Origin of the sequence: Terriglobus saanensis SP1PR4 (assembly GCF_000179915.2) — a bacterium.
GTDB classification, from domain to species: domain Bacteria; phylum Acidobacteriota; class Terriglobia; order Terriglobales; family Acidobacteriaceae; genus Terriglobus; species Terriglobus saanensis.
This window is the reverse complement of the sequence record NC_014963.1, coordinates 3295217-3317252: the sequence shown is the minus strand read 5'-3', so window position 1 is coordinate 3317252 and position 22036 is coordinate 3295217. Positions and strand designations below refer to the sequence as shown.

Annotated in this window: 16 protein-coding genes; 5 read left to right on the top strand and 11 right to left on the bottom strand. The window is 55.0% G+C overall.

Annotation, left to right across the window (positions count from 1 at the left end; translation table 11 throughout):
* Positions 1–15: 15 nt before the first annotated feature.
* From ACIPR4_RS13395 to ACIPR4_RS13380, 4 genes are all read right to left on the bottom strand, one after another.
* Positions 16–1347, bottom strand: a complete 1332-nt coding sequence (locus tag ACIPR4_RS13395; protein ID WP_187290182.1) for a TolC family protein — start codon at positions 1345–1347, stop codon at positions 16–18.
* A 106-nt stretch (positions 1348–1453) separates the two neighbouring features.
* Positions 1454–1762, bottom strand: a complete 309-nt coding sequence (locus ACIPR4_RS13390; RefSeq protein WP_013569200.1) for a PadR family transcriptional regulator — start codon at positions 1760–1762, stop codon at positions 1454–1456.
* Between the two features lie 79 nt (positions 1763–1841).
* Positions 1842–2963: an ACR3 family arsenite efflux transporter gene (gene arsB, locus ACIPR4_RS13385; RefSeq protein ID WP_013569199.1), complete on the bottom strand. Its 1122-nt coding sequence runs from the start codon at positions 2961–2963 to the stop codon at positions 1842–1844.
* Complete coding sequence (locus ACIPR4_RS13380; protein ID WP_013569198.1) at positions 2963–3373, bottom strand: ArsR/SmtB family transcription factor; 411 nt, start codon at positions 3371–3373, stop codon at positions 2963–2965. Before ACIPR4_RS13380 ends, arsB begins: the two co-directional genes overlap by 1 nt.
* Before the next feature lie 182 nt (positions 3374–3555).
* Between ACIPR4_RS13380 and ACIPR4_RS13375 the strand changes: the two genes are divergently transcribed.
* Positions 3556–3957, top strand: coding sequence for an arsenate reductase ArsC (locus tag ACIPR4_RS13375; RefSeq protein ID WP_013569197.1), 402 nt, complete (start codon positions 3556–3558; stop codon positions 3955–3957).
* A 203-nt stretch (positions 3958–4160) separates the two neighbouring features.
* Here ACIPR4_RS13375 and ltrA read toward each other — a convergent pair whose 3' ends face one another.
* The 5 genes from ltrA to ACIPR4_RS13345 form a co-directional block, all read right to left on the bottom strand.
* Positions 4161–5645, bottom strand: a complete 1485-nt coding sequence (gene ltrA / locus ACIPR4_RS13370) for a group II intron reverse transcriptase/maturase (protein ID WP_013569196.1) — start codon at positions 5643–5645, stop codon at positions 4161–4163.
* A gap of 1056 nt (positions 5646–6701) precedes the next feature.
* Positions 6702–7973, bottom strand: coding sequence for a carboxypeptidase-like regulatory domain-containing protein (locus tag ACIPR4_RS13360; RefSeq protein ID WP_013569195.1), 1272 nt, complete (start codon positions 7971–7973; stop codon positions 6702–6704).
* Positions 7974–8190: 217 nt separating this feature from the next.
* Entirely contained in the window at positions 8191–8748 is a 558-nt protein-coding gene (locus ACIPR4_RS21740) for a carboxypeptidase-like regulatory domain-containing protein (protein WP_013569194.1), read from the bottom strand.
* 217 nt (positions 8749–8965) lie between these two features.
* Positions 8966–9265 (bottom strand): KH domain-containing protein, encoded by a 300-nt coding sequence (locus ACIPR4_RS13350; protein ID WP_013569193.1) that lies wholly within the window; start codon positions 9263–9265, stop codon positions 8966–8968.
* Positions 9266–9297: 32 nt separating this feature from the next.
* On the bottom strand, positions 9298–9801 hold the full coding sequence (locus tag ACIPR4_RS13345; RefSeq protein ID WP_013569192.1) for a carboxypeptidase-like regulatory domain-containing protein: 504 nt from the start codon (positions 9799–9801) through the stop codon (positions 9298–9300).
* Positions 9802–10803: 1002 nt separating this feature from the next.
* Here ACIPR4_RS13345 and ACIPR4_RS13340 point away from each other — a divergent pair.
* From ACIPR4_RS13340 to ACIPR4_RS21735, 3 genes are all read left to right on the top strand, one after another.
* Complete coding sequence (locus tag ACIPR4_RS13340; RefSeq protein ID WP_245536335.1) at positions 10804–12903, top strand: cohesin domain-containing protein; 2100 nt, start codon at positions 10804–10806, stop codon at positions 12901–12903.
* A complete protein-coding gene (locus tag ACIPR4_RS13335) occupies positions 12893–14839 on the top strand; it encodes a type II secretory protein PulD (protein ID WP_144312430.1) in 1947 nt (648 codons plus the stop codon). The genes ACIPR4_RS13340 and ACIPR4_RS13335 overlap by 11 nt, the downstream gene beginning before the upstream one ends.
* Positions 14840–15508: 669 nt before the next feature.
* A complete protein-coding gene (locus ACIPR4_RS21735) occupies positions 15509–16735 on the top strand; it encodes a GGDEF domain-containing protein (RefSeq protein ID WP_013569189.1) in 1227 nt (408 codons plus the stop codon).
* A gap of 680 nt (positions 16736–17415) precedes the next feature.
* Here ACIPR4_RS21735 and ACIPR4_RS13325 read toward each other — a convergent pair.
* Complete coding sequence (locus ACIPR4_RS13325; RefSeq protein ID WP_013569188.1) at positions 17416–17862, bottom strand: hypothetical protein; 447 nt, start codon at positions 17860–17862, stop codon at positions 17416–17418.
* A 171-nt stretch (positions 17863–18033) separates the two neighbouring features.
* A complete protein-coding gene (locus ACIPR4_RS13320) occupies positions 18034–18789 on the bottom strand; it encodes a response regulator transcription factor (protein WP_013569186.1) in 756 nt (251 codons plus the stop codon).
* 134 nt (positions 18790–18923) lie between these two features.
* Between ACIPR4_RS13320 and ACIPR4_RS13315 the strand changes: the two genes are divergently transcribed.
* Positions 18924–22001: a protease pro-enzyme activation domain-containing protein gene (locus ACIPR4_RS13315; protein ID WP_013569185.1), complete on the top strand. Its 3078-nt coding sequence runs from the start codon at positions 18924–18926 to the stop codon at positions 21999–22001.
* Positions 22002–22036 lie beyond the last annotated feature (35 nt).

Here is a 22036-nt window from a genome sequence, read left to right as displayed (position 1 = left end):
CTATCTCCCGGTTCGCTATCGGCTCGCCGCTTGTAGAAAAGGCTGAAGATCACCTCGGACTGCTTGCAAATGAAGAAGAGCTCGCCACACATTCAAGCGAGCGATTGAATCGTCGATTTCGGCCTGGACTCCAAGCCTCTGTGCCTGAGCCACTTCATCGATCGATGATAGGCCCGCTTTGTAACGGGCATTGGCTTGTGCAAGGGTCGTTTGCGCGGCGGACAGAGCCACAGGCGTGTTCTCAGCAATGGCGCGGCTGGTCCGCAGAACGGCCTTCGCCTGCGCGAACTGCTCTTGAAGCTCTCGGCCAGCGAGTTGTTCATTCGCTTCGGCTGCTTTCAGAGACGACGCTTGAGAGGCAGAACGAGCGTGGACGCTGGCAAAGTCCATGAATGGGAACGTGATATTGACCCCGACCGCGTAGTCCCCGACATTCGGAGCAAGGCCGTTTGCTCCTGAGAGCCGTTGCCCGTTGGTCTCCGCGCCCGTACCACGCGCATACGCAGCGCCTTCCAAGTTGAACTGTGGCACCCAACTCTTTTCGATCGAATGGAGTTGAGCTGCGGATTGAGCAACTGACGCCTTCTGCTCCGCCATGATGGGGTTAGCGGACGGTTGGAAAGGAAGACCATCTTCTGTGACCGCTGGAAGCTGTTCGAGAAGATGGGTTGAAGCCATCTCAGGAGCAGCTGTTTCTGGCTTTATTAAGAATTTTGCAAGGGTAGCCTTGCTCGTTTCCATCGCTTCGTCTGCGAGTGCTAGCTGCGTCTTTGCAGCGGCTTTTTCTGCCTCGATCCTTGACTCGTCGGCGCCGGGACGAAGCTCTGCGGAAGTCAGGGCATGGACGCTCACACGTAGAGTCTCCCAGTTGCCTACCGCCGCCTGTGCTGCTGTTTTCGCCCGCATCGCGACGAGCACCGTCAGATAGGCGTCTGCCGCCGCTGTCGCTACTTCGATTTGGGTCCTCTTTGCCGTGGCGTCCGCCCTATCCCTGGCTGCAATCGCCGACTGAACATTCGCATGACGTAGTCCGAAGTCGAACGGCTGCCAGCTAATCAGCAGCCCCGTCGCGCTGCCCCACACAGAGCCGCCATTGTTGCTTCCAATGACCGGACCAGACATCGAGGGCAAGGTGCTCTGGGGTAGGAGAGCTCCGAAGACGTTATTACGAGTCGCACGGTTGAACTGAGCAATGCCGTCTACGCGGGGAAGGTAGGCGGTACGAGAGAGTTGAATGTTTGCGATGGAAGCATTCAACTCGGCCTCCGTCACATGGATAAGGGGATAATCGCGTTCGGCGTCTTGAACTACCGTAAGAAGTGAGAGGCCGCTGGTCGTTGGCCCCACAGCATCCACCGCTTGAGCCCGCAAGATGGATGAGTGGGACACAAGCAGAAAAAGCGGCAGCGCTCTGAGGAAAGACCGTGGGCTACGGAGAGCTCTAGGAATTTGGCTATTTGTCATCAATCAACTCTCCAAAAAGCTCCCTCACGCGCTGCTTGGCAATCTTGAGAGCGCGACGTCCAGCCGGGGTAATGCCATAAAGACGCCGGACACTCTTTCCAGATCGCTTCTCACGGGCGCGTAGATATCCGCGCTTCTCCAGAGTGTGAAGGATCGGGTACAGGGTTCCAGGACTGATCTTGTAACCGTGACGCGCCAATTCTTCAGCCATACCGGAGCCGAAGATCAGCTCCTTGTCCGCGTGGTGCAGGATGTGCAGCCGAATCATTCCTGAATAAAGATCTCGATCGTCGGCCATATAGTAAACGAGTTTCGTTATCGAAAGACGATATCACAAGATACGTCACAGCCGAGTTAAAGCATTCAAGGTGAACGCGCTAAGACGCATCTTCGATGGGATGAACGCTGAAGCCGGTTGAACCCGAAGTGAAATAGCGCCGCCTCATCCAAAAAGCAACATTCACCAATCCGATCAAAGCGGGCACTTCGATCAACGGACTGACTACGCCAACGAAAGCTTCACCTGAGTTCAGTCCGAAGACGGCTACTGCGACAGCAATCGCCAACTCAAAGTTATTTCCGGCCGCTGTGAAGGATAGGGTCGCCGACTGAGCGTAGTTGGCACCCAGCTTCTTACCCATCCAAAAGCTCACGAGGAACATGATGAGGAAGTAGATGACAAGCGGGATTGCGATTTTCACCACATCCAGGGGCAGGCGAACGATGAGATCGCCCTTCAGTGAGAACATGACGAGGATGGTAAAGAGCAGGGCGATAAGCGTAAGAGGACTGATTCGGGGAATGAAGCGAGTCCGATACCATTCCTCTGATTTCAACCGAATCAGGACAAAGCGCGTGATGAAACCTGCTACAAACGGGATGCCGAGATAAATTCCGACGCTTTTTGCAATCTGGCCGATGCCGATCTGGACAACGCTACCCTCCAGGCCAAACCATTTTGGAAGCACTGTCAGAAACGCCCAAGCATAGAGACTGTAGAAGAGAACCTGAAAGACGCTATTGATGGCGACCAGACCAGCAACATAGTCCGTATCGCCTTCAGCCAGCTCGTTCCAAACAAGCACCATTGCGATACAGCGGGCAATCCCGATCAAGATCAGGCCGCGCATGTAAGCTGGTTCACCACGCAGGAACACGATGGCGAGCAGGAACATCAGCACGGGTCCGATGAGCCAGTTCTGAACAAGCGACAGACCGAGTAAGCGCTTGTTGCGGAAGACCTCGCCAAGTTTCTCGTATCTCACCTTCGCCAATGGCGGAAACATCATGATGATGAGACCGATTGCGATCGGAATATTCGTGGTTCCGGTCTGAAAGCGGTTGACGAATCCCGCAGTCGATGGAACGAAGTGCCCAACGGCGACACCAATTGCCATTGCCAGAAAGATCCAGAGCGTCAGAAAGCGATCAAGAAACGAGAGCTTCTTGCGGTCCGCAGGAGCGTAAATCTGCCCTTGCGTGAAAGGCGCGGTAGACATCAACAAGCCTCGCAGGATGTTTCTTGAATCATTGTGGGAAGGGGTGCGCCGTCGAGCAATGCGTACTTGGACGGGAAACAACAAGCCTTCGACAGTCGCGCCCGATCAGACTGCATCGCCTTATCTTCCTTGAGCCAGCCCAAGGTTTGTTTGAGGATTTGTGCCGCTCCAATATGTGGAGGCACCACGATCCGATAGTGCATCCACTTTCCCTCGCGCCGTGCCGCGACGATGCCCGCGCTGCGAAGGTAAGCGAGATGTCTGGAAACCTTCGGCTGAGGCCCGCCGAGAATCTCAACGAAATAGCATACGCAGATCTCCTGATCTGCCATCAGGTTCAGGAGGCGGAGCCGGGTGTTATCGCCGAGAGCTTGGAAGAATCGCTCGACATTGAATTTTTGTTTCGCCATGCTTTAATGTATACGCCTTGACGAATGCGATATCAAGACATATAGTCGCCTAGGCATATGTGATGAGAGGCGCTTGATTGGCGTATCAGTCTCTTCCTTAGTCTCCTCCTCGGAACCCTTGACAGTTTTGCGATCCAGCAAGAGATCAACAAGATCGGTAAGCAATAGCCCGAAAGGAAACGATGCAAAAGATCATCTTCGCTTGCGTTCACAATGCTGGCCGGTCGCAGATGGCCGCAGCGTTCTTCAATCAGCTTGCCGATCACAGCAAGGCGGAAGCTGTTTCGGCTGGTACAGAGCCCGGACTTCGCGTACACCCGGAAGTTCTATCCGCAATGCGGGAGGTCGGGATTGACCTGAGCAACGCCCAGCCTCAAAAGCTTACTCAAGCATTAGCTGAAGGCGCTTCGCTACTCATCACCATGGGTTGCGGGGACAAATGCCCCTACGTTCCTGGCTTGCGCCGAGACGATTGGCCTTTGCCTGACCCGAAGGGGCGACCAATGGAAGAGGTAAGGGGCATCCGGGATGAAGTGAAGGCTAAAGTACTGAACTTGATCGAGGCTGAAAAAGCAGGAAAATAACGAATCGCCCCCGAGGGAGCGCGATTCGACATTAAAGGCGCTTGGAGAGTTTCGTAACAGTCTCATTCCCCCTTCCGTCAGGTAAGGAAGTGGCATTGCTGCCACTCCCTCCCCTTAGAACCGGACGTGATAGTTTCCCATCATCCGGCTCAAGCCGTTGGTAAGCCCCGCGCAAGCGGGGCCGGGGTAACAACGCACAGGGATCAGCGACGTGCGCGGGCCTTCTTGAGTCTCTCGCGAGACTCGAAGTATCCGTACCAGCCAAGGTCGAACGGGTTAGCGTCCGACTTGACCTTTACGTGCCGTCGGATGCGGGTCTTGGTGGGATCAACCAACCAAGCCATCATCGGAGGCGCCGGGTGCGGGTTAGGGCCAGCAACCGCAGCGAAGCACCACTTCCGTCCTCCAAGCCGATGCCAGTATCGTTTTGCGATCCAGGCAGAGGTCTTGTTTGGATGGCGGAACTTCGCCCATCGCCAGAGCGAGTGCCAGAGGACCATTCCCGTCTTCCGGTACGCTGAAGACGCCGAGATATGACGGTGATAGTTTGCCCATCCACGGATGATCGGGTTGAGCATCCTGATCAGACTTTCCTGATTTGCGCTGCGATTCTGACGAATCACACCGCGCACCTTCTCCAAGAAGGCGTGCATATTCTTCTTGGACGGTGTGATCAGGAACTTCCCGTCGTACTTTCGCACGTTCTGCCCCAGGAAGTCGAAGCCGTCTTCGATATGCGTGATGCAGGTTTTCTCAGGTGAGAGCTGCAAGCCACGTTCGAACATGAAGCGCTCAACGAGTGGCTTGACCTCATCCTCCAGCAGTTCTTTCGAGCTTCCGGTGATGATGAAGTCGTCCGCATACCTTACGAAGTTCACCTTCGGGTTTTCGGCTTTCCATCGTGCAGCCTTCCTATCGAAGGTCGCCTTCAGAAGGCGCTCCAACCCATCCAGCGTCAGGTTGGCCAGCGTGGGCGAGATGATCCCGCCTTGTGGTGTACCTGCCTCCGTAGGGAACAACGTTCGATTCTCCATGAAGCCCGCCTTTAGCCATTTCCGCAGCACATCTTTGTCAGCGGGTATGTGGTCGAGCATCCACGCGTGGCTGATGTTGTCGAAGCAGCCACGGATGTCGCCCTCAAGAACCCACTGCGCACTGCTCTTGCGAGCCAGCACGAGGAAGCACTGGTTGATAGCGTCGGCGGTCGAGCGTTCCGGTCGAAAACCATAGGAGTTGGGTTCGGCTGTTGTCTCCGCGATTGGGAGCAGCGCAAGCAGGTATAACGCCTGCATGGCGCGGTCTTTCATCGTGGGGATTCCCAGCGGTCTCAACTTCCCATTGGTCTTCGGGATATAGACCCGCCTCAGCGGTCTCGGCTTATAGCCGCGCCGTTTCAGCGTGTCGATGGCCTTGTATCTGGACGCCGGTGTGCTCCAGATCGCTCCGTCCACTCCCGGCGTGTTCTTGCCCTGATTGTGCGTCACTCGTTTCACAGCCAACGCTCGGCCATGGAACGAGTGGGTCAGCAGCCATTGCAGGGCTTTCACCTTGCCGTAGCGGCCTTCCTGTGTTGCCTTGACGATACGCGCCTGCAGTCTCCTGACCTTCTGCTCGCATTGAGACCAGTCGATCTGTTCCCATTGCGCCGCAGGGTCGGAGGCTGCACACATGGATCGCTCCATATTCATTTGCGTTTCCTCCTTCGAAGATTCCGTAAGTTCTTTCGTCAACCGCGACCTGCTGGAAGTCTGCCTGCTTTCGCAGCGGAGTGATCTACTCCTATCCGCTCCATTACAGAACGGCATTCGCTTTCTCCAGCCTCCTTTACCCGCTGCCTCGACAGCTTGCCTTGCGGCACAGCTTGCCCCCGAGAGGGCGAAGCATCGGGCTTACCTTGTTCCGTTTGAACGACACGAATGACTTAGTCCCTGCCTGTACACCGGCGGCCTTTCTGTCCGTGTGCTCCAAGTGCAGATGGAAGCAACCGGCCGCATGCCTTTTGGCTGGAGCCTGACAGCGCCTTTGGCTCTGTGGGGATGACGGTGCCTACGGCAGTTCACATGTGTTGGACATATCATTCAGCCTGCCCCTCTCACCGCTTCGACGCTTGCAGTGCGGAAAAACGCCTCACGGAGTTCTTCCTATCCAAAGGAAAGAGAGTGGTTGTCTCGACAGCTATTCGACCCAGCCGTTACCAGCCACGCCGATGTCGATAGGCTACTGCGGACGGAACCGCAGGTTCAGTTCACTCCTTTCGTGTTGAACAATCATTCAAACGACTTCAAGTCGCACTGCACCTTCCCCCTTTACGGCCTGCGGCGCTCATCAATAACGAAATGAGCGTTTACCGGCGCCAGCTCGTGAAAGGCTTCAATCACCTGGTTGCGGCCATCCTGGCGACCGAATCCAGTCGTCGAAGGCAGCCACCGGGTCGTCTTTCTGTCGAGCGATGACGAGGACGCCATCGCCCCCGTAGCGGATCTAACCAAACAACTCGGGTTCGCACCCGTCAAGCTGGGGAAGCTCAACGAGGGTGGCGCGCTGGTGCACGCACGCGGCCGCACCTGGGGTCGCTTATCTTCCAGGATTTGTTCAAGAAGGAGCAGTGAGCGGACACGCTTGTCCTTTTCCCTTAGAACTTTCGCTTGCATTGCAACCGCTGCAAAAAATCGACTTCTAAGAATTGTTCCGCCTTCTTCATCTATTAGGTCAGATCTATTCCAATTCTGTATAAAATGGCTTCGTCATGGCGCCGAGTTTTTTGGGACGTTCTTTGTGATGTGCTTATCAAGAAATTCGTGAAGCAGGCTGCCAGCGGCGCGCCCCCCCAAACTAATTAGTGCGTTCGTGAAGACGAGCCCATATCCCCGATCGGCATGAGGATAATAGAGGTTTGATATCAGACCAGCACCCACATCACCAAGTAGATACGAGTAGTTTGGGGCCGTCCGCCCGCTATCATCGCGTACAACGAGCGCGAAGCTTATGGCGTGCAGTGCGCGGGATTTTGTGGAACCTGTTCCTTGGTAGAAATACCGAGGATCCTGATGAAACAGGGCAGGGAACACTGCATGGCTTAGCATGCTTTGGAAAAGACCGTCACCGTAAGCCGCCGCGTAGCGCTTCCCGTACCCTGCCGCATTCGACCCGTAACCGGCGTACGAGTTGTTCGCCTGCTCGACTCCCGCGACAATCGCCGTGCCCACGAAGCGGGTCGGATCTAGAAACTCATGAAGTGCTAGCCCGTACTTTTGTGCCCCAGTCATCGGCGCAGCGTCATGGACAAAGCTCACGTAGTAATTCGGCAGAATTCCGATCAGTCTTTGCTTTTCTTCGGCCTTGATCTGTTCCGCAGCGATCTCTTCAGTTGGCCGTACGGTAACCTCAGTGATGGCAGATGCAACACTCAGGACGATCGTGGGAATCGCGGCCGCCTGCTGCCCGCTGAGTTCCAAAGCATCGGAGGCATATCCCTGGAATCCTTTTTGCGGCAGCACTGTGACACGATAGCGGCCAGGCGGGAGATTGCTGAATGTGAACTCTCCATTCGTACCCGTTGATGATCTTCGGAGTTCCTCGCCAGTGGCGTCTTCAAGATGAATATCGATCCCGGCCACTGCGGCACCTGTCTGGTCGAGAACCCCGCCGGACAGCGCTGACTCCCCTTGCGTCGTAGATTGAGAGATGGATACAGACGTCGTATTTTGGGGGACCGGCCCATCTGGTAAGTGCAGTTCGCGTGACGCATAGCTCAGCTCTTGAGCCGCGACCGAAAAGGTGGTGACAAAACAGCCGATAGCAAAGAGGCATAGAGTTCCGCAATTCATAATGTTGAATCGCAAAACCTTCTTCGGCCTTACTTCATTCCTCGGCTCTGGGAGAGAGCGTATATCGAGGGACGAGGGTACGCGTAGATTGAGGCGACCCCGATGCAGGAAGAGTTTCTTTGTCTTGTTCAGGTGATCCTCAGGAATTCTGGAAGGCAAATAGTTTTTTGCCTCCGTGATATGGAACATGGTTGCTCGTCTCGTACCGTCCGCCGCCAGGGAGCACTGGGATCACCTCTTGTGGAAAGTTCAGGACAGCGATCTCCCATTGCCGCGAGTCTTCATTTGTGCCATCGTAGTCCCCGTGGAGCTTCAGGAATCTCACTAGGCTCTTACGGACCAGTCGCCCGTAGAAGATGCAGGCAAGGGTTTTGCGCGGAGGTTATCTGCATTGTCTGGGCAAGCATCATTGCCGTGCTGCCGTTGGAGTTTTAGGTTCTTGCCCCACTTGTGTTTGACCCGCAGCGGCATCCGCCGCTGTGGGCCGCCGCTTCAGAATCGGTTCGCCATGGTTGCGTTCCGCTCGGATTAGCAATGGCATCGACACTTCGTTCTGAGTCATGAATGTAGTCACCGATCTGGTCGGGGATTTCAGCTCGCCTGCTTCCGCCCAGATCTCATAATCATGATCCAAAGAGAGAGAACCAAAACGAAACGTCCCGCTAGTGTCGACGGAAGCTACGAGAGTCGATTTGGCCTGAATATCTTTCATGTAGACCATTGCGTCAGACACTACTTGGCCGTCCTCATTCTTCACTAAGCCAAGGATCGTTCTATGTGGGACGTACCGAGGGCCGTTGTAGGCGCCGCCAAAGCGAATGCTCACTATAGGCTTAAAAGGGGGAGGAGGACCCGACGTCTGCGCCTCGGCGGAGATTGCGGCCGGAAAGAACATCAACACCGCACTTGTAAAGGCGAGGGCATGAGTAGATTCGCAACGACGTGAAGCTGAAGAGAACATCATTTGGCCTCCTAAGAACTTGCAGCATCCCGATTTTTCCTTGGCCACTCCTTCAGTAAAGATCAAGTAACAGCAGTTGAACGTCACGATTGGTCACCGCTTGTCACGATATGGACTAAGAAGAACGAGTTTAGTTTCGTGCGAAGAGTGAGCCGAATGTTGCGTGATGAACTGTCTCTTTCGTTCCGGACACAAAACTGCGTCGGTATCTATGGTCAGCTCAATGGCGGCCCAAGTGAGGATCTTCTTTCACAATGTCAAGCGTGATGCGTGGCCCGCACTTCATACAGGCCGCACCCAGTATGGTGCGAATGGAATGTGCCATCTGTCCTTGCCTACCGATCACCTTGCCCAGATCAGTCGTAGCGACACTGAGTTCCAGCACGATTGCGCCATGACGTGCGGTTACTTCGACTCGCACCTGATCTGATTTATCCACCAGCGCTCTTGCGATTTTGCGCACCAAGTCGCGCATCTCTTCCGCCGCGTGGGGCTCCTGCGGATGTTTCGGTATGTCCATCACGTTACCTCGAGTCAGGAATGATACGAGAGCTACCGGCGCGCAGCTTCGGTCGTTCTTGGCACTTCCGCCGCATGACTATTGGTCGGGATGTGGAAGTTTATCGTTACATCATGCATCCCGATGAAGGACCTGACAGGCCGCTTGGGAGTGATGATCTCCCTTACCTTCGCCCACACTTGGTAATCATGTTCCAGTGGTAGCCCACCGAAGAGGTAGTTTCCATTCTCGTCCGCAAGCATCTGGCCCATCTGCGATGTCTTTTCATCTCTAAGGAAGACCTCTGCTTGAGCAATTCCTTTCTCATTTGCATCCCGCACAAATCCTTGCACGACGCGCTGTGGTACCCGATATGGCGCGTTGTGCTCAATGCCGCCGCCGCGGACGGTCACAACAGATTTGAATGGTGCCGGTGCTTCGAGCGGCGAACCTTGCGCTGCGGAGCACCGGCTGAGGATTAGAAAGATGCTCGAGACGGTTAGGCTGGCGGGTAGAAGCCGGGAGCGAGGCCGTGAGATCGAAAACATGCTCAACATCGTGCTCCTTGTGCAGCGGTTCCTACTACAAGAGCTGCGGTTACGTAACTTTAGGAGAACGCGTCCGGGCTGTTGCTGTGGTAACGGTTTGTAACGAATTGTCATCGTGGCACAGGCGTTAAGTGGCAGTGTTCTCCGCAGAAACGCCGATGCGCCCACACGTTTCACTGGCCGAATGCTCTCTGATCCTCCCTTCTGACAGGTAGCGGGGGAATCCCGCAGCTTTTCCAGCTCTCGTCTGTTTGCCTTCCGACCTCGCTCGCCGACTGCGCGAAGGGTCGATGTTTCCCCTGCCTGCGCCTTTCCCTTTGCTCCATCCGCGCACGAGTATCCGCAACGGCGTTTGCGGATGAACGTACGGTGGAAACAGCCGCAGTGTGATCGCGCTGTTCGGAATAGCTGTCCAAGCCGTTCCACCGCTTCTCGTGGAAAGTCCCCTAGGCTTAGGCGGCCAGTCGGCGAGACCAATGGTTTGGTCATCACGAACGACCATGAGCTGACGTGAGATAGGGTTTGTTTTTATGGGAGATGGCCATCACCTGGACAGAAGGCTCGGGCCGAGCCTCCAGCGGTCAGCGGGATGTTCTATTTGCCGGAATGTAACGATTCGTGATGACAATTCGTTACCCGCCACAACGTTGCCGAGTAGTTCGGTGAACGTCTATCGCATTGGGGGGCCGACACATTCTGACCTTAATTCTTCGACGCGCCATAACTTCCGGCAAAAGCACGGTACTTCTATCTCTGCTCTTCGTAGCCTTTACATGTGTTGTCCCATCCCTGTCTTATGGTCAAACCGCTGCGAAATGGGACAAGCGCGGTCATGAGGCAGAGCTGCGTGCAGACTTTGATGCGTCGTTTGAAGCTTATCGTCAAGCGCATCTCCTGAAGCCGAAGGACCTTCGATATCAGACCCATTATGAAAGGATGCGTTTCCAGGCCTCGAACGCACATCTCGATAGAGGACGGGTTTTGCGGCAATCCGGCGATCCTGGCGGGGCTATGACGGAGTTCGCCCGTGCTCTGCAGATTGACCGGGGTAATCAATCGGCCGCGCAGGAACTTCGTGCATCACAGAACGCGCCGAACATAGCGCATGTAACTACAAGTGCAGAACCTGGTGGAGGTGCTGGTGTGACACCCGCCGGGGTAGAGGCGCAGACCCTCCATCAGAAGCGTGTGCGGCGTGACATTGAATCCTTAGATAGCCCAGTCGAACTCAAGCCAATTTCAACAGATCCGATCACCATGCACATGGTTGAAGACAGCAAGGTCATCTACCAGGGGATTAGCAAGCTCGCGGGCCTCAACGTAATATTCGACCCCGACTACAACTCAAGGCGAATTTCAGTTGATCTATCCAATGTATCGCTGACCAATGCTCTCCGGATTGTCGGAAAGCTCGCCGGCACATTCTGGTCTCCGCTAACGGAGAATACGATCTTCGTTGCTCAAAACAACCGTGCGAAGCATACCGACAACGACAGTCTCGCAGTTGAGACTTTCTATCTCACAAATATGTCGCAGCAGAATGATGCCAATGAAGTGGTGACCGCACTCAGAAACCTCCTGGATCCAAGCACAAAAGTGTTTCTTCTAGCTTCACAGAATGCAATCGTTATCCGCGCCACGCCCGCTGAACTGGTCCTCGTTGAGAAGCTCATCGATGACTTCGACCGCATTCGCCCGGAAGTCGTGGTGGATGTGGCTGTACTCGAGGTGAGTCGTGATCTTGAACGAAATCTTGGTATTACGTTGCCTACCAGTTTCAGCCTGAGCGCCCAGGCGAGCAATGCAAATTCATCCAGTTCCTCTAGTTCATCCACAACTTCCAGTTCAACCTCTGGCCTGACGCTGAATACTCTTGCAAACCTAAATGGAACCAATTTCGCGGTTACCTTGAGTAGCGCTTCGGTGAACGCCTTGCTCTCAGACTCCGATACGCGCGTGCTGCAAAACCCACGCGTGCGTGCCAGCGATGGCCAACAAGCGACGTTGAAGATCGGATCCAAGATACCAGTCGCAACCGGTTCGACCACCTCAACACTTACCTCAACCGCTACCGCTACGACGCAATTCACCTATGTGGATGTGGGCGTCAACATAGACATGACGCCCACCGTGCACCTTGATGGCCAGGTCTCTCTTAAGATGAAGATCGAAGTGTCCTCGCAGACCGGTACAACCACCATCAGTGGTGTGTCAGAACCGATCATCTCGCAGCGCGTGGTGCAACAGGTGATTCAGCTTAAGGACGGGGAGCCCTCCATCCTCGCGGGGCTTCTGCAGCAGAGCGATACGAAGAGTGTAAGCGGAACACCCGGACTCGGAGAGATACCGTTCCTCAAGTACTTCTTCAGCAGTCAGGATAAGAAACAGTCGAGTGACGAGATCGTTTTTCTGCTTATCCCGCACATTGTCCGAGAATCTCCATTGACCGACGCGAACACGAGGATCATCGATAGCGGCACAAACCAAGGTATTGAACTGCGGCGCCGCAGCCCGAACGGTAGGCTTGCCACCAATCGCGATCTGGGCGGCGACGGAGCCACAGACCTGACCGTCATCAGTCAACCAACGTCCGCAGCAAACGCAGCGTCCGCGATGATTGGTCAGCTTGCCGCTCAAGCACGTCCTGTCGCTCCGGCATTAGGCGATACAGGCGCTGCCATTTCGAAGCCATCCGCAGCTTCCGTTATATTCAATGTGGTGCCGTCGGTGGCAAATCAAGCGGTGGGATCCACCTTCCAGGTCGCCGTGATGGCTTCCCATGCAGCGGACTTGTTCAGCGCTCCGTTCCAACTGAATTTCGATCCAAAGGTTTTGTCGCTTGTCCGCGTGGATAGCGGGGAATTACTAGGCCGAGATGGCCAGCCCGCGGCCCTGATGCAACGTGACGGTGGCAGCGGTGCGGTCTCCATCTCTGTGTCGCGTCCCCCTAATGCTGGCGGCGTCACGGGTGATGGGAGCGTCGTGATTCTAACGATGAAAGCCATCGGCCCCGGAGATTCCACCTTAACCTTAACCAACCTGAACGCCACCGATAGCAAACATGTCAGCCTATCCGCAGTGGGTACCCAGGCGGCGGTGCATGTTCAGTAGGTTGGCCGCAGGACTCATTATGCTCGTTCCGCTCGCTGCTGTATGCCAGAGCCCGGGCGTAACGGTTGACAGCCCTACCGTCCAGAACAGTGGGGCCGCTCCGAGCCAAGCGCAGCCGACGTCAGCGGAGGCGAAAGTGAAGCCTGGAGTAGCGGTGCACAGAATGCTTCCCAAGCAAGAGCGTAACGCTGATGATGCCTATCTCGAAGGCGCACGCTGCTTCGCTCGCAGGGACTTCGACAAGGCTCAACATCATTTCGAACAAGCCGTTCGCCTCGATCCTGGCAACAGGACCTACATCCTCGCATTACTCTATTCGCGCGAAGTCAATGTGAACCGCCTGATCCGAGCTGCGCTTAGGGCCCGGCTTCGAGGCGATTTCGCTAATGCAGATGTGTTGCTCATGTCGGCAAGACGTCTCGATCCGAAAAATCCTTTGGTCACGCAATACAACGCCGGGCAAGAATTCCAGCAATCGGCCCCGCGTACCAAGGAACGCATGGAAGAGGAATTCGAAGGACCCATTGCCTTTGCTCCTTTTGGCGGGGTGAAGAGCTTTCATATCCAAGGTGAGCTAGGGCAAGTCGTGCATGAACTTTATGGCGGCTTCGGCATCGCTGCCGTCTTCGACTCGTCGGTTGCGAGTGACACGCCGTTCCGGATTGACATGGACGATGTGGATTTTATTGATTCAGTCCGCGTCCTCAAGAAGGCAGCTCATCTCTTGGCTGTGCCGCTCGATCCGACGACCGCCCTGATCGCGGCAGACACGAAGGAATTGCGTGAATCTCTCACGCCACTCGTGGAAGAGACCATCTATCTCTCTGGTCAGACGCCGCAGCAGATGCTGGATTTGGCGAATATGACGCGAGCACTCTTCGGCCTGACTCAGATCGCCGTCAACACGCAGAGCGGAGCTGTTGTAATACGTGGGCCGCAAGCCGTGGTACATCGCGTCCATGATTTGTTCACAGAGCTTGCCAGTAGAACGTCGGATATTCTGTTCGATATCAATATCTACGAAGTCGACAAATCCACGACCCGCAATATCGGGTTTGCACCTCCGACCTCCGCTACCGCCATCGATGTCGCCAGCACCGCACAAAAACTCATCTCGGACAATCAAAGCCTGCTCAGCCAATCGATCTCGAGCGGAGCTCTTACTCTCTCTGGCAGCACCTATGACCAAGAACTGCAAGAGGTGGCCTTTCTGGTTGCGGCAGGTGTTTCAGGAAGCAGCTCATTCACAAGCATCCTTGGAACGTTGGGAAGTTTTGACGGTATTCCTCTGCTCGGAATTTCTATGAGTTCGACAAGCCTGAACATGCTTCTGAACTCTACCGACGCCCGGATGTTGAATGCTCTCCAGTTACGTTCAAGCGATCGACAGGAAGTCACGTTCAGGGTCGGGTCTCGTTATCCCATACTCACGGCGATTACCACGTCGGCTTCGAGCAGCGATGTGGCCAACGAGCTTGCAGCCGCTGGTGTCAGCAGTTCGGTCATCGCGCAACTCACAGGTTCAAGCGGCAGTGGCAGCACGTCTACACCGCAAATTCAGTTTGAGGACATCGGCCTCACGCTCAAAATCACACCTCGAGTGCTGCGCAGCGGAGAAGTGCAACTGGATCTTGACTTCAAACTGGAATCCTTGGCGGGAACTGGGGTCGATGACATACCGATTCTCAATAATCGCGCACTAAAGTCCGTTGTGACCATCCCACCGGGAGAGACGACTATGCTCGCCGCATTGGTCAGCACCAACGAGACCAAGGCGCTAGACGGTGTCCCTGGCTTGGATAATCTCCCCGGTTTCCAGAGTACCGACAGGAATGCCGATGGAGCCAAAGACGAACTTCTGATCACTGTGACACCACACATTGTGAGTGGCAGCACGACGCGCATCAGTGTGTATGGACCAGTCGGCAAATTCTAGTCGTGACATGCCAAATGGGTGATGACCAATAGACAATAACTCCGCCGCAAACCTGAGAAAGAAGGATCCGGATGATCGATCGACCCAAGCAAACTACGAACCCACCAAATGAGTCGTACCAGATTTCCCGTGATCGTCCCGAATCTGAGATGAAGAGCCGGGAGCGAAGGGCATTCGATCTCTACTCGAAAACATGTCCTCCGCGGAGTTGCTCTATCGCTTGTTCTTTGGAGAAGGTCGGGGCTAGGACCGAGTCGCGTAAATACCAAGTGTCTAATGTGTTTCCAACAGTGTTCGATTTTAGCGTTTTATGCGCACTGGACCGAGAGACGTTCCCCTCTCGAAGGCGATTGACGAAGCTGCCAGATTCCAGCAGATCTTGCCAGATGGACCCTCCGGTGGCTCGATGCCCCCTCTAATCGTCTAAACAGCAAAGATAAAGCGATAGCCCGACGGCTCGGGCTATCGACGAGGCTAGAGGGAAGTCGTGCCGGATATAGAACAGTCGATGCGGGTTTGGTGGAACCCGAGCACAGGTTTGAAGAACGGGCTTGAATATCCGATTCGGCCGAGCAATTCGCGGCATGCCGGTTCTCGAGTCTAACCTCCTCAATACCGAGTAGACTGGAATTTGCTCTGTGTTGCAGGCTGAAGTCGCTGAGGTTCTCAATGCCGACGGTTTTCCAGGGCGCAGGTTTACTAGGCGCCGAGATCCCTTTATCTGCGCTCGGCGCTCTGTTGCTCCTAATTCTTTATCGCGGCCTCCGCGACGAACCATTCCTGCGCTCGTGGATGATCTTTGAGTTCTCACAGACGGCCTTTCTGTCTGGAGATCTCTTCCTCTTGTTTCACGAATCCCTTACCGCAGGGCAGCAGGTCATCAGGACAGCCACTTTCCTCATAGGTGGGCTCGGACCGATCTTCTTCTTGCAAGGGTTCCGTGAAGCGGTTGGCCGCCCTCTATCTCTTAAAAACCGCATGTACATTTCTCTCTTATCTCTGGGCAGTGGGGTCATCCTGGCGAGCGCGGTTCTCCGGAAAGGACAGGTCGAGTCCCTTCATCTAACGATCTTCGGAGACCTGGCCATGACAGGCGCTGCTCTCTATATCGCGATTGTAGGCATTCGGCAGAAAGCCACTCGGGTTCTGGCCATCGGTGGCGGATTGAAATTCCTAAGCCTGGTGCCGAAGTTCCTTCTGGCGACAGCTTTCCTGTCACAGAGCGCCGGCGCGCTAGGCAAGCCTGATCCACAAGCGTCCGTATATCTCTGGGTCCTTCTTCTTCAGTCTGCTACCTCTGGCCTGATGATCCTTGGAATGGTAGACGTTGTCGACCACAAACATCAAAGGATAAGGCAGACCCTGGACCAGACCATGGAACAACTCACGGCAGCCAATCTCGAATTGGACCATCTTGCGGGCATTGATCCTCTCACGAATCTGGCGAACCGTCGTACCCTGGAAAGACATCTTGCTATCGAATGGCGCAGAGCGGTGCGCGGCGAGCGGGACAGCCTTTCCATTATTGCGATCGACGTCGACCATTTCAAGGAACTGAACGACACGTACGGGCATCCAGCGGGCGACGATTATCTCAAGATGCTTGCAGTAATGCTGCGAGAGATATTTCGGCGTGAGGAAGATCTGGTTGCCCGCGTTGGCGGCGACGAATTCGTCGTCCTGCTGACGGGAATCGACGCGAGTGCTGTCCAGAGCCTGGCGGAGAGGACGCGGTCTCAGATGGAGGCCTCGAGTTCGCATTGCACCCTGAGCATAGGCTGGGTGACCGTCAAACCTACTCCAGAACTCAGGCCGGATGCATTGCTTCGTACGGCAGACCAAGCTTTGTATCGCGCGAAGCAAAATGGCCGCAACCATGTTTCCTGTTTTCCTTGACTAGAGCGAGGGCTCATAAATTCTCTTGGCTTCGCCCAAGTCGCTTGCATCCACATGATGTTCAGACTTTTATGAGACCGCTTTTAGTGCGCATCTTGCCACGCTGAGCGCAGCGACCGGCGGGCCTTAGGAACTGCAGAGGGGACAAATCTTTACGTGCGCGGAGAGTCTGGCGAAAGCTTGAGCAACCTTCTTATTCCTTCGCCTTGCCACTTCTCGCCGTTCTTCTGCCTTGTCTGCCGCAGATTTATGTCTGCGCCGGACTGCCGCGGTTCGTGGATGAAGAGCGCCTCTCAACTCTTCGGTAAGCATCCGGTACTCCTCGCAGACAGCCACGCAGTGGGTCTCCTGAACTTGCAAGCATCGATTCTCACACTTGTTGGCCGCTTCTTGTCACCTCCGAACACCCTGGAGTGAGTATTTCTAGCTCATTGGAAGATGAGTTGGAAATGCTAGAAGCGCCGACCGAGTTCGGTACATCGGCAGGTCGGAGAGTACTAAGTTGGAGGAGCAAATCTATGGTCCGATGCCTTGAGGGTCTAACTTCCGAACTGCATAACATCGCGGACATTGAAACTGAGTGCGCCACTTAGCTCATTCAGCCTCGACGGAGCATGCTCGGAACGTAACGATTGGCTCGGCCTTCACCGATTCCAAAACGGGATGGCGCACCCTGGGGTCTACTGAGGCGGCGGCGGTGGCATATCGCCGGGCGGCGGTCCATCGTCCGGACCTGTCTCCTGACGTTTCTTCTCATTAGTCACCATCTTGTCGAACTTCTTCTGCTGCGGCCCGTCCAGTATCATCCGAATCGTGGCATTAGATCGATCTATGAGCTCCAAAATCTTCGGAAATCTCTCTCGCATAGGGACACTCTTATCCCCAAACAATCTGTCGATAGCTTCAGAACGCTCCCGAAGAACTGGGAGGATGTGTGCCCTCTGTTGCTCCGTGAGCTTAAGGGCCTTAGTTAGCCGCTTCAGTTCTTCATCAGGGGTGCGGCCCTCTGCCATCGGCGGCGGCGGTACTTCCATCGGAATCTGAGCGTAGACTGGAGCTGTTTCTGCAGCCATCAAGAGAAATGCGCCGAACAAGATCAAGCGGGTATAGGGCAATCGTTTTAACATAGGTGCGCTCCAGACTGCCCTTATGCTAGTGCGTCAAAAAGCCGGCGACTGTAACGGAAAGTCGTGAAATTGTAACGATTGGTCATAGTCTTGGGATGCTCCTCGTCGAAATTGCATAGTGCTACGAAAGGAAGCATGCTCTCGCGGAATCGCATTCTTCCTCCTGTCCGCTCAAGCGCCATTGAACTTCTGAGGATGGAGAGCAAGCATGTAGCCGCTACTCCGCACGGTGCGGATGCTGCCTCCGAACTTCGGAAGGCACTCCAGTTTCCGCCGCAAACGGAGAATGTGCATGTCTAGACTCCTGTCGAGGGGCTCGTAGGGCCGGAGCAGCACGGTCCGCACCAGAAGTTCCCGACTGCACACTTCATACGGCCTCTGTAGGAGAAACCGAAGAAGTTGAAATTCTGTTGTACTCAACGACAGCTTCGTCTTTCCGTAGAAGACTTCGCGAGTTTCCGTATGCACCAGGAATTGATCGATCACAAACGAAGCGAGATGTCGCTCCAGAGCAGCTTGTGGGCCGGAGCGACGCGCAACGGCACCCATCCGTGCGAGCAATTCTCGAAGACTGAATGGCTTCGCGAGATAATCATCGGCTCCTAGTTCTAAGCCCACAATACGATCGGTCTCGTCACCGCGAGCACTGATGACGATGACGGGCGTATCCACAAACCGATGTATCTCTCGAATGAGGTCGAACCCGCTGTAGTCCGGCAGGCCAATGTCGAGCAGAATCATTGCAACAAGGTTGCTGCGGGAGATTTCCAGCGCGCGTTGACCAGTATGCACGGTATGGACGATCCAACCGTGTCGCGCGAGAAAGTCCGTAAGCATCCGGCATAGGTCGACATCGTCGTCCACGATCAAGACGTCGCGCGACTTGATGTGGTGATCTGATAGGCCGTGAATGTCTTTCTCCTGCACCGTTTCGGTGAACGCTTCCTTTCCGTGACGCTCGTCGCCGCTGTGACAAATCGTTACTGTCGGTGACTACCTGTTACCGAACCGTCTTCTATGGTTCCCGTCTATAAGCAAAGAGATTCCATTCGGGGAGATCCATGAGAAAACAAACTTCTGAACTGTTCTATTCGTTCGACGAGGCGATTAAAGGACCAATCCTGCGAATGTCGGCCTGGTTTCCATCGCTCCTCGCAAGCTTTCTTACGGGCGGCGCTCTCTACGGTTTTCTCTACGCGTTGCTCTCTGTCTGTTTTGACGTATCGGAAGTTGTTCGGTTCTACGGAAACGGGAGATCGATCTCTGTCGCTGCGCCGAACAATCCGCCCGTGACGCGAACTGCGCTCCTACGTTCGGTGCTCGCTTCGCTCTTCATCTTTTCGGTCTGCCTTGCTCTCGGCGGTCATGCATTTGCTCAGAGCGTGCGCCCCCGCATCTCCACGGAGGTCAATACGCAGGAACGTGCAACCATTCCTGGTACTCACCCGCCCATGGCTCGGACGGAACAGGATACGGGCCGCGCACACTCCGATAAACAACTGCAGGGATTAAGTGTGGTGCTGAATCGGACCGCGGAGCAGGAGGCCGATTTGCAGGCACTTATTACCGCGCAGCAAGACACGGCCTCTTCTCTCTATCACCAATGGCTGAGTCCAGAGCAATTCGCCGAGCGATTCGGAGTTGCAGACTCCGATATTGAAAAGATCGAATCCTGGCTTCAGCAACAGGGATTCACGGTTACGGGAGTCTCCCGCAGCAAAACCCGTATAAAATTTTCCGGAACTGTGGGGCAGGCAGAAACTGCCTTCGGGACCCAGATTCATTACTACCAATCAGGTACCGTCCGAGACTATGCTCCGTCGACGGACATCTCGATCCCGCGTGCGTTCTCTTCTGTTATTCAGACCGTTTCAGACCTTTCGACCTTTCGGCCCAAGCCCCATGTGAAGTTTAAGAAGGGACAGCGAGATTCGTCTGTATCTCCGAACTTTACCTCCGGCCAGTCCGGTAATCATTACCTCAGTCCCGCGGATATCGCGACCATTTACGACATAAATCCAGCCTATAGCGCAGGCTACACAGGAAGCGGCCAGGCGATTGCCGTCGTGGGACAGTCCGCAATCCAAGTCTCGGACATCGAAAACTTTCAGAAAGCCGCGGGTTTCGATGTAAAAGACCCTACGCTCGTTCTGGTTCCGAACTCAGGAAGTTCGACGTATTACACCGGCGGAGACGAAGCGGAGTCGGACTTGGATCTTGAGTACACCAGTACCATCGCGAAAGGAGCCACGATCTACTTCGTTTACACCGGCAATAATCAAAACTACGGTGTATTCGATTCTCTGGAATATGCAATTGACACCAAGCTTGCGCCCATCATCAGTGTCAGCTACGGGGCTTGCGAAACCGCTATCGGATCCACCGACTACGCGACCCTCAACGCAGTCTTGGCGCAGGCAGCTGCCCAAGGACAGACCGTTGTCGCCGCAAGCGGAGATTCCGGATCAACCGATTGCTACGAGCAGACCACACTCACAACTTCACAGAGACAAGCCCTAGCAGTGGACTTTCCAGCGAGCAGCCAATATGTCACAGGCTTAGGGGGCACAGAGTTTTCATCCTCAGATGTGTCCTCATCCAACACCACGTACTGGGAGTCTGGCAATAGCAGTGATGTGGTCTCCTCGGCAAAATCCTATATACCGGAGCAAACCTGGAACGACGATTCGTCAAGCAACGGCCTTTCGTCCGGAGGCGGAGGAGTGAGCATCCTTACCTCGCGACCGAGTTGGCAAATAGGCGTCGCAGGGATCCCCTCAGGAAGCTACCGCCTCGTGCCTGACATTTCACTGGATTCCTCGCCGGCAAACGCAGGCTATCTCTTTTGTTCCAGTGATAACGACGCAACGGGTGTGAGCGGAAGCTGTTCTAACGGATTTCGTGACAGCAACAATTCATACCTTACGGTCGCCGGTGGCACGAGCTTCGCCTCCCCGATCTTCGCCGGAATGTTGGCATTGATCAATCAGAAACTCAATTCCTCTGGACAGGGCGTCGTCAACTCCACGCTATATGAGTTGGCATCGAACTCCAGCACCTATACATCGTCTTTCCACGACATCACGAGCGGAAATAACGCTTGTACGGCAGGTTCGAGCTATTGTTCCGGTAGCGCGACAAGCCAGTATTCCGCAGCCAACGGCTATGATCAAGCGACCGGGCTCGGATCCGTTAATCTCTACAACCTTCTTTCAGTGTGGCCGGTGCCCTCGAATACATCTTCGAAAGCTACCTCAAAGACCGTACTGACTGCTGCGACGACTACACCGACTTCAGGAGAAAGTGACCTGGTGACCATCACGGTCTCGTCGAACTCCGGTGCGGTCTCGTCCGTCCCGACAGGCACCCTCTCAGTAGCTGTCGACGGCACTACCGTTAGCTCATCACTCGCCTTGTCCAATGGATCGGCGAGCTACACGTTTTCCTCGACCGTTTCCGGCACCCATGTTGTCACCGTCACTTATTCCGGAGATTCCATTTATGGCAGTTCAACGGGAACCATAACCCTTACGATCGGCTCTACTGGCGGAACTACTTCCGGAAACGGAGGTTCCGGCTCTACGACGGTCACAGTGACACCGTCGGGTGGCTTTACCGGAACGGTGGACCTATCGCTCTCCACAACAAGCACATACCTGCAGCAGTATGCTTGCTACGATCTGTCGAACGCTAATGTGACCGGTACCGGTTCCGTCAGTCAGACGCTGACCGTTTACTTGGGTACGAGCTACTGCGAAAGTGCGCAATTGAAGGGTAAGATCCATACATTCAGAAGCGCCGCCCAAGGAACCGCACCTTCTCCTGCAACAACGCCCGGATTCCCAGGCGGCATGGTGAGCCTCGCAGGGGCCTTTGTAATGGGGTTTTTGACTCTGCGTGGCCGACGAATGCGTCTCTTTCCTGCGGTTCTACTCGCCGCGTTTGCCGGAGCCGCGCTGGTTAGCTGTGGAAGCAGCGGAGGATCCTCTTCGAAGAGTTTCGCGGTTTCCGTGTCTCCTTCAACGATGACCATCTCCGCAGGCAGTTCGGCTGTGCCGACGGGCTCCTACACCATGACACTGACAGGCACTTCTTCTGCCCTCTCATCGTCGACGAACTTAAACCTGACCGTGAACTAACTCCCAACGCAATAGCAGCGAAAGGGCCTCCCAAT

What these genes read in the sequence shown, in the direction of transcription:
- ACIPR4_RS13390 (WP_013569200.1), bottom strand. Translation starts at nt 1,762, where the DNA reads ATGGCCGACGATCGAGATCTTTATTCAGGAATGATTCGGCTGCACATC.
- arsB (WP_013569199.1), bottom strand. Translation starts at nt 2,963, where the DNA reads ATGTCTACCGCGCCTTTCACGCAAGGGCAGATTTACGCTCCTGCGGAC.
- ACIPR4_RS13380 (WP_013569198.1), bottom strand. Translation starts at nt 3,373, where the DNA reads ATGGCGAAACAAAAATTCAATGTCGAGCGATTCTTCCAAGCTCTCGGC.
- ACIPR4_RS13375 (WP_013569197.1), top strand. Translation starts at nt 3,556, where the DNA reads ATGCAAAAGATCATCTTCGCTTGCGTTCACAATGCTGGCCGGTCGCAG.
- ltrA (WP_013569196.1), bottom strand. Translation starts at nt 5,645, where the DNA reads ATGAATATGGAGCGATCCATGTGTGCAGCCTCCGACCCTGCGGCGCAA.
- ACIPR4_RS13360 (WP_013569195.1), bottom strand. Translation starts at nt 7,973, where the DNA reads ATGTTCCATATCACGGAGGCAAAAAACTATTTGCCTTCCAGAATTCCT.
- ACIPR4_RS21740 (WP_013569194.1), bottom strand. Translation starts at nt 8,748, where the DNA reads ATGATGTTCTCTTCAGCTTCACGTCGTTGCGAATCTACTCATGCCCTC.
- ACIPR4_RS13350 (WP_013569193.1), bottom strand. Translation starts at nt 9,265, where the DNA reads ATGGACATACCGAAACATCCGCAGGAGCCCCACGCGGCGGAAGAGATG.
- ACIPR4_RS13345 (WP_013569192.1), bottom strand. Translation starts at nt 9,801, where the DNA reads ATGTTGAGCATGTTTTCGATCTCACGGCCTCGCTCCCGGCTTCTACCC.
- ACIPR4_RS13340 (WP_245536335.1), top strand. Translation starts at nt 10,804, where the DNA reads ATGACGGAGTTCGCCCGTGCTCTGCAGATTGACCGGGGTAATCAATCG.
- ACIPR4_RS13335 (WP_144312430.1), top strand. Translation starts at nt 12,893, where the DNA reads ATGTTCAGTAGGTTGGCCGCAGGACTCATTATGCTCGTTCCGCTCGCT.
- ACIPR4_RS21735 (WP_013569189.1), top strand. Translation starts at nt 15,509, where the DNA reads ATGCCGACGGTTTTCCAGGGCGCAGGTTTACTAGGCGCCGAGATCCCT.
- ACIPR4_RS13325 (WP_013569188.1), bottom strand. Translation starts at nt 17,862, where the DNA reads ATGTTAAAACGATTGCCCTATACCCGCTTGATCTTGTTCGGCGCATTT.
- ACIPR4_RS13315 (WP_013569185.1), top strand. Translation starts at nt 18,924, where the DNA reads ATGAGAAAACAAACTTCTGAACTGTTCTATTCGTTCGACGAGGCGATT.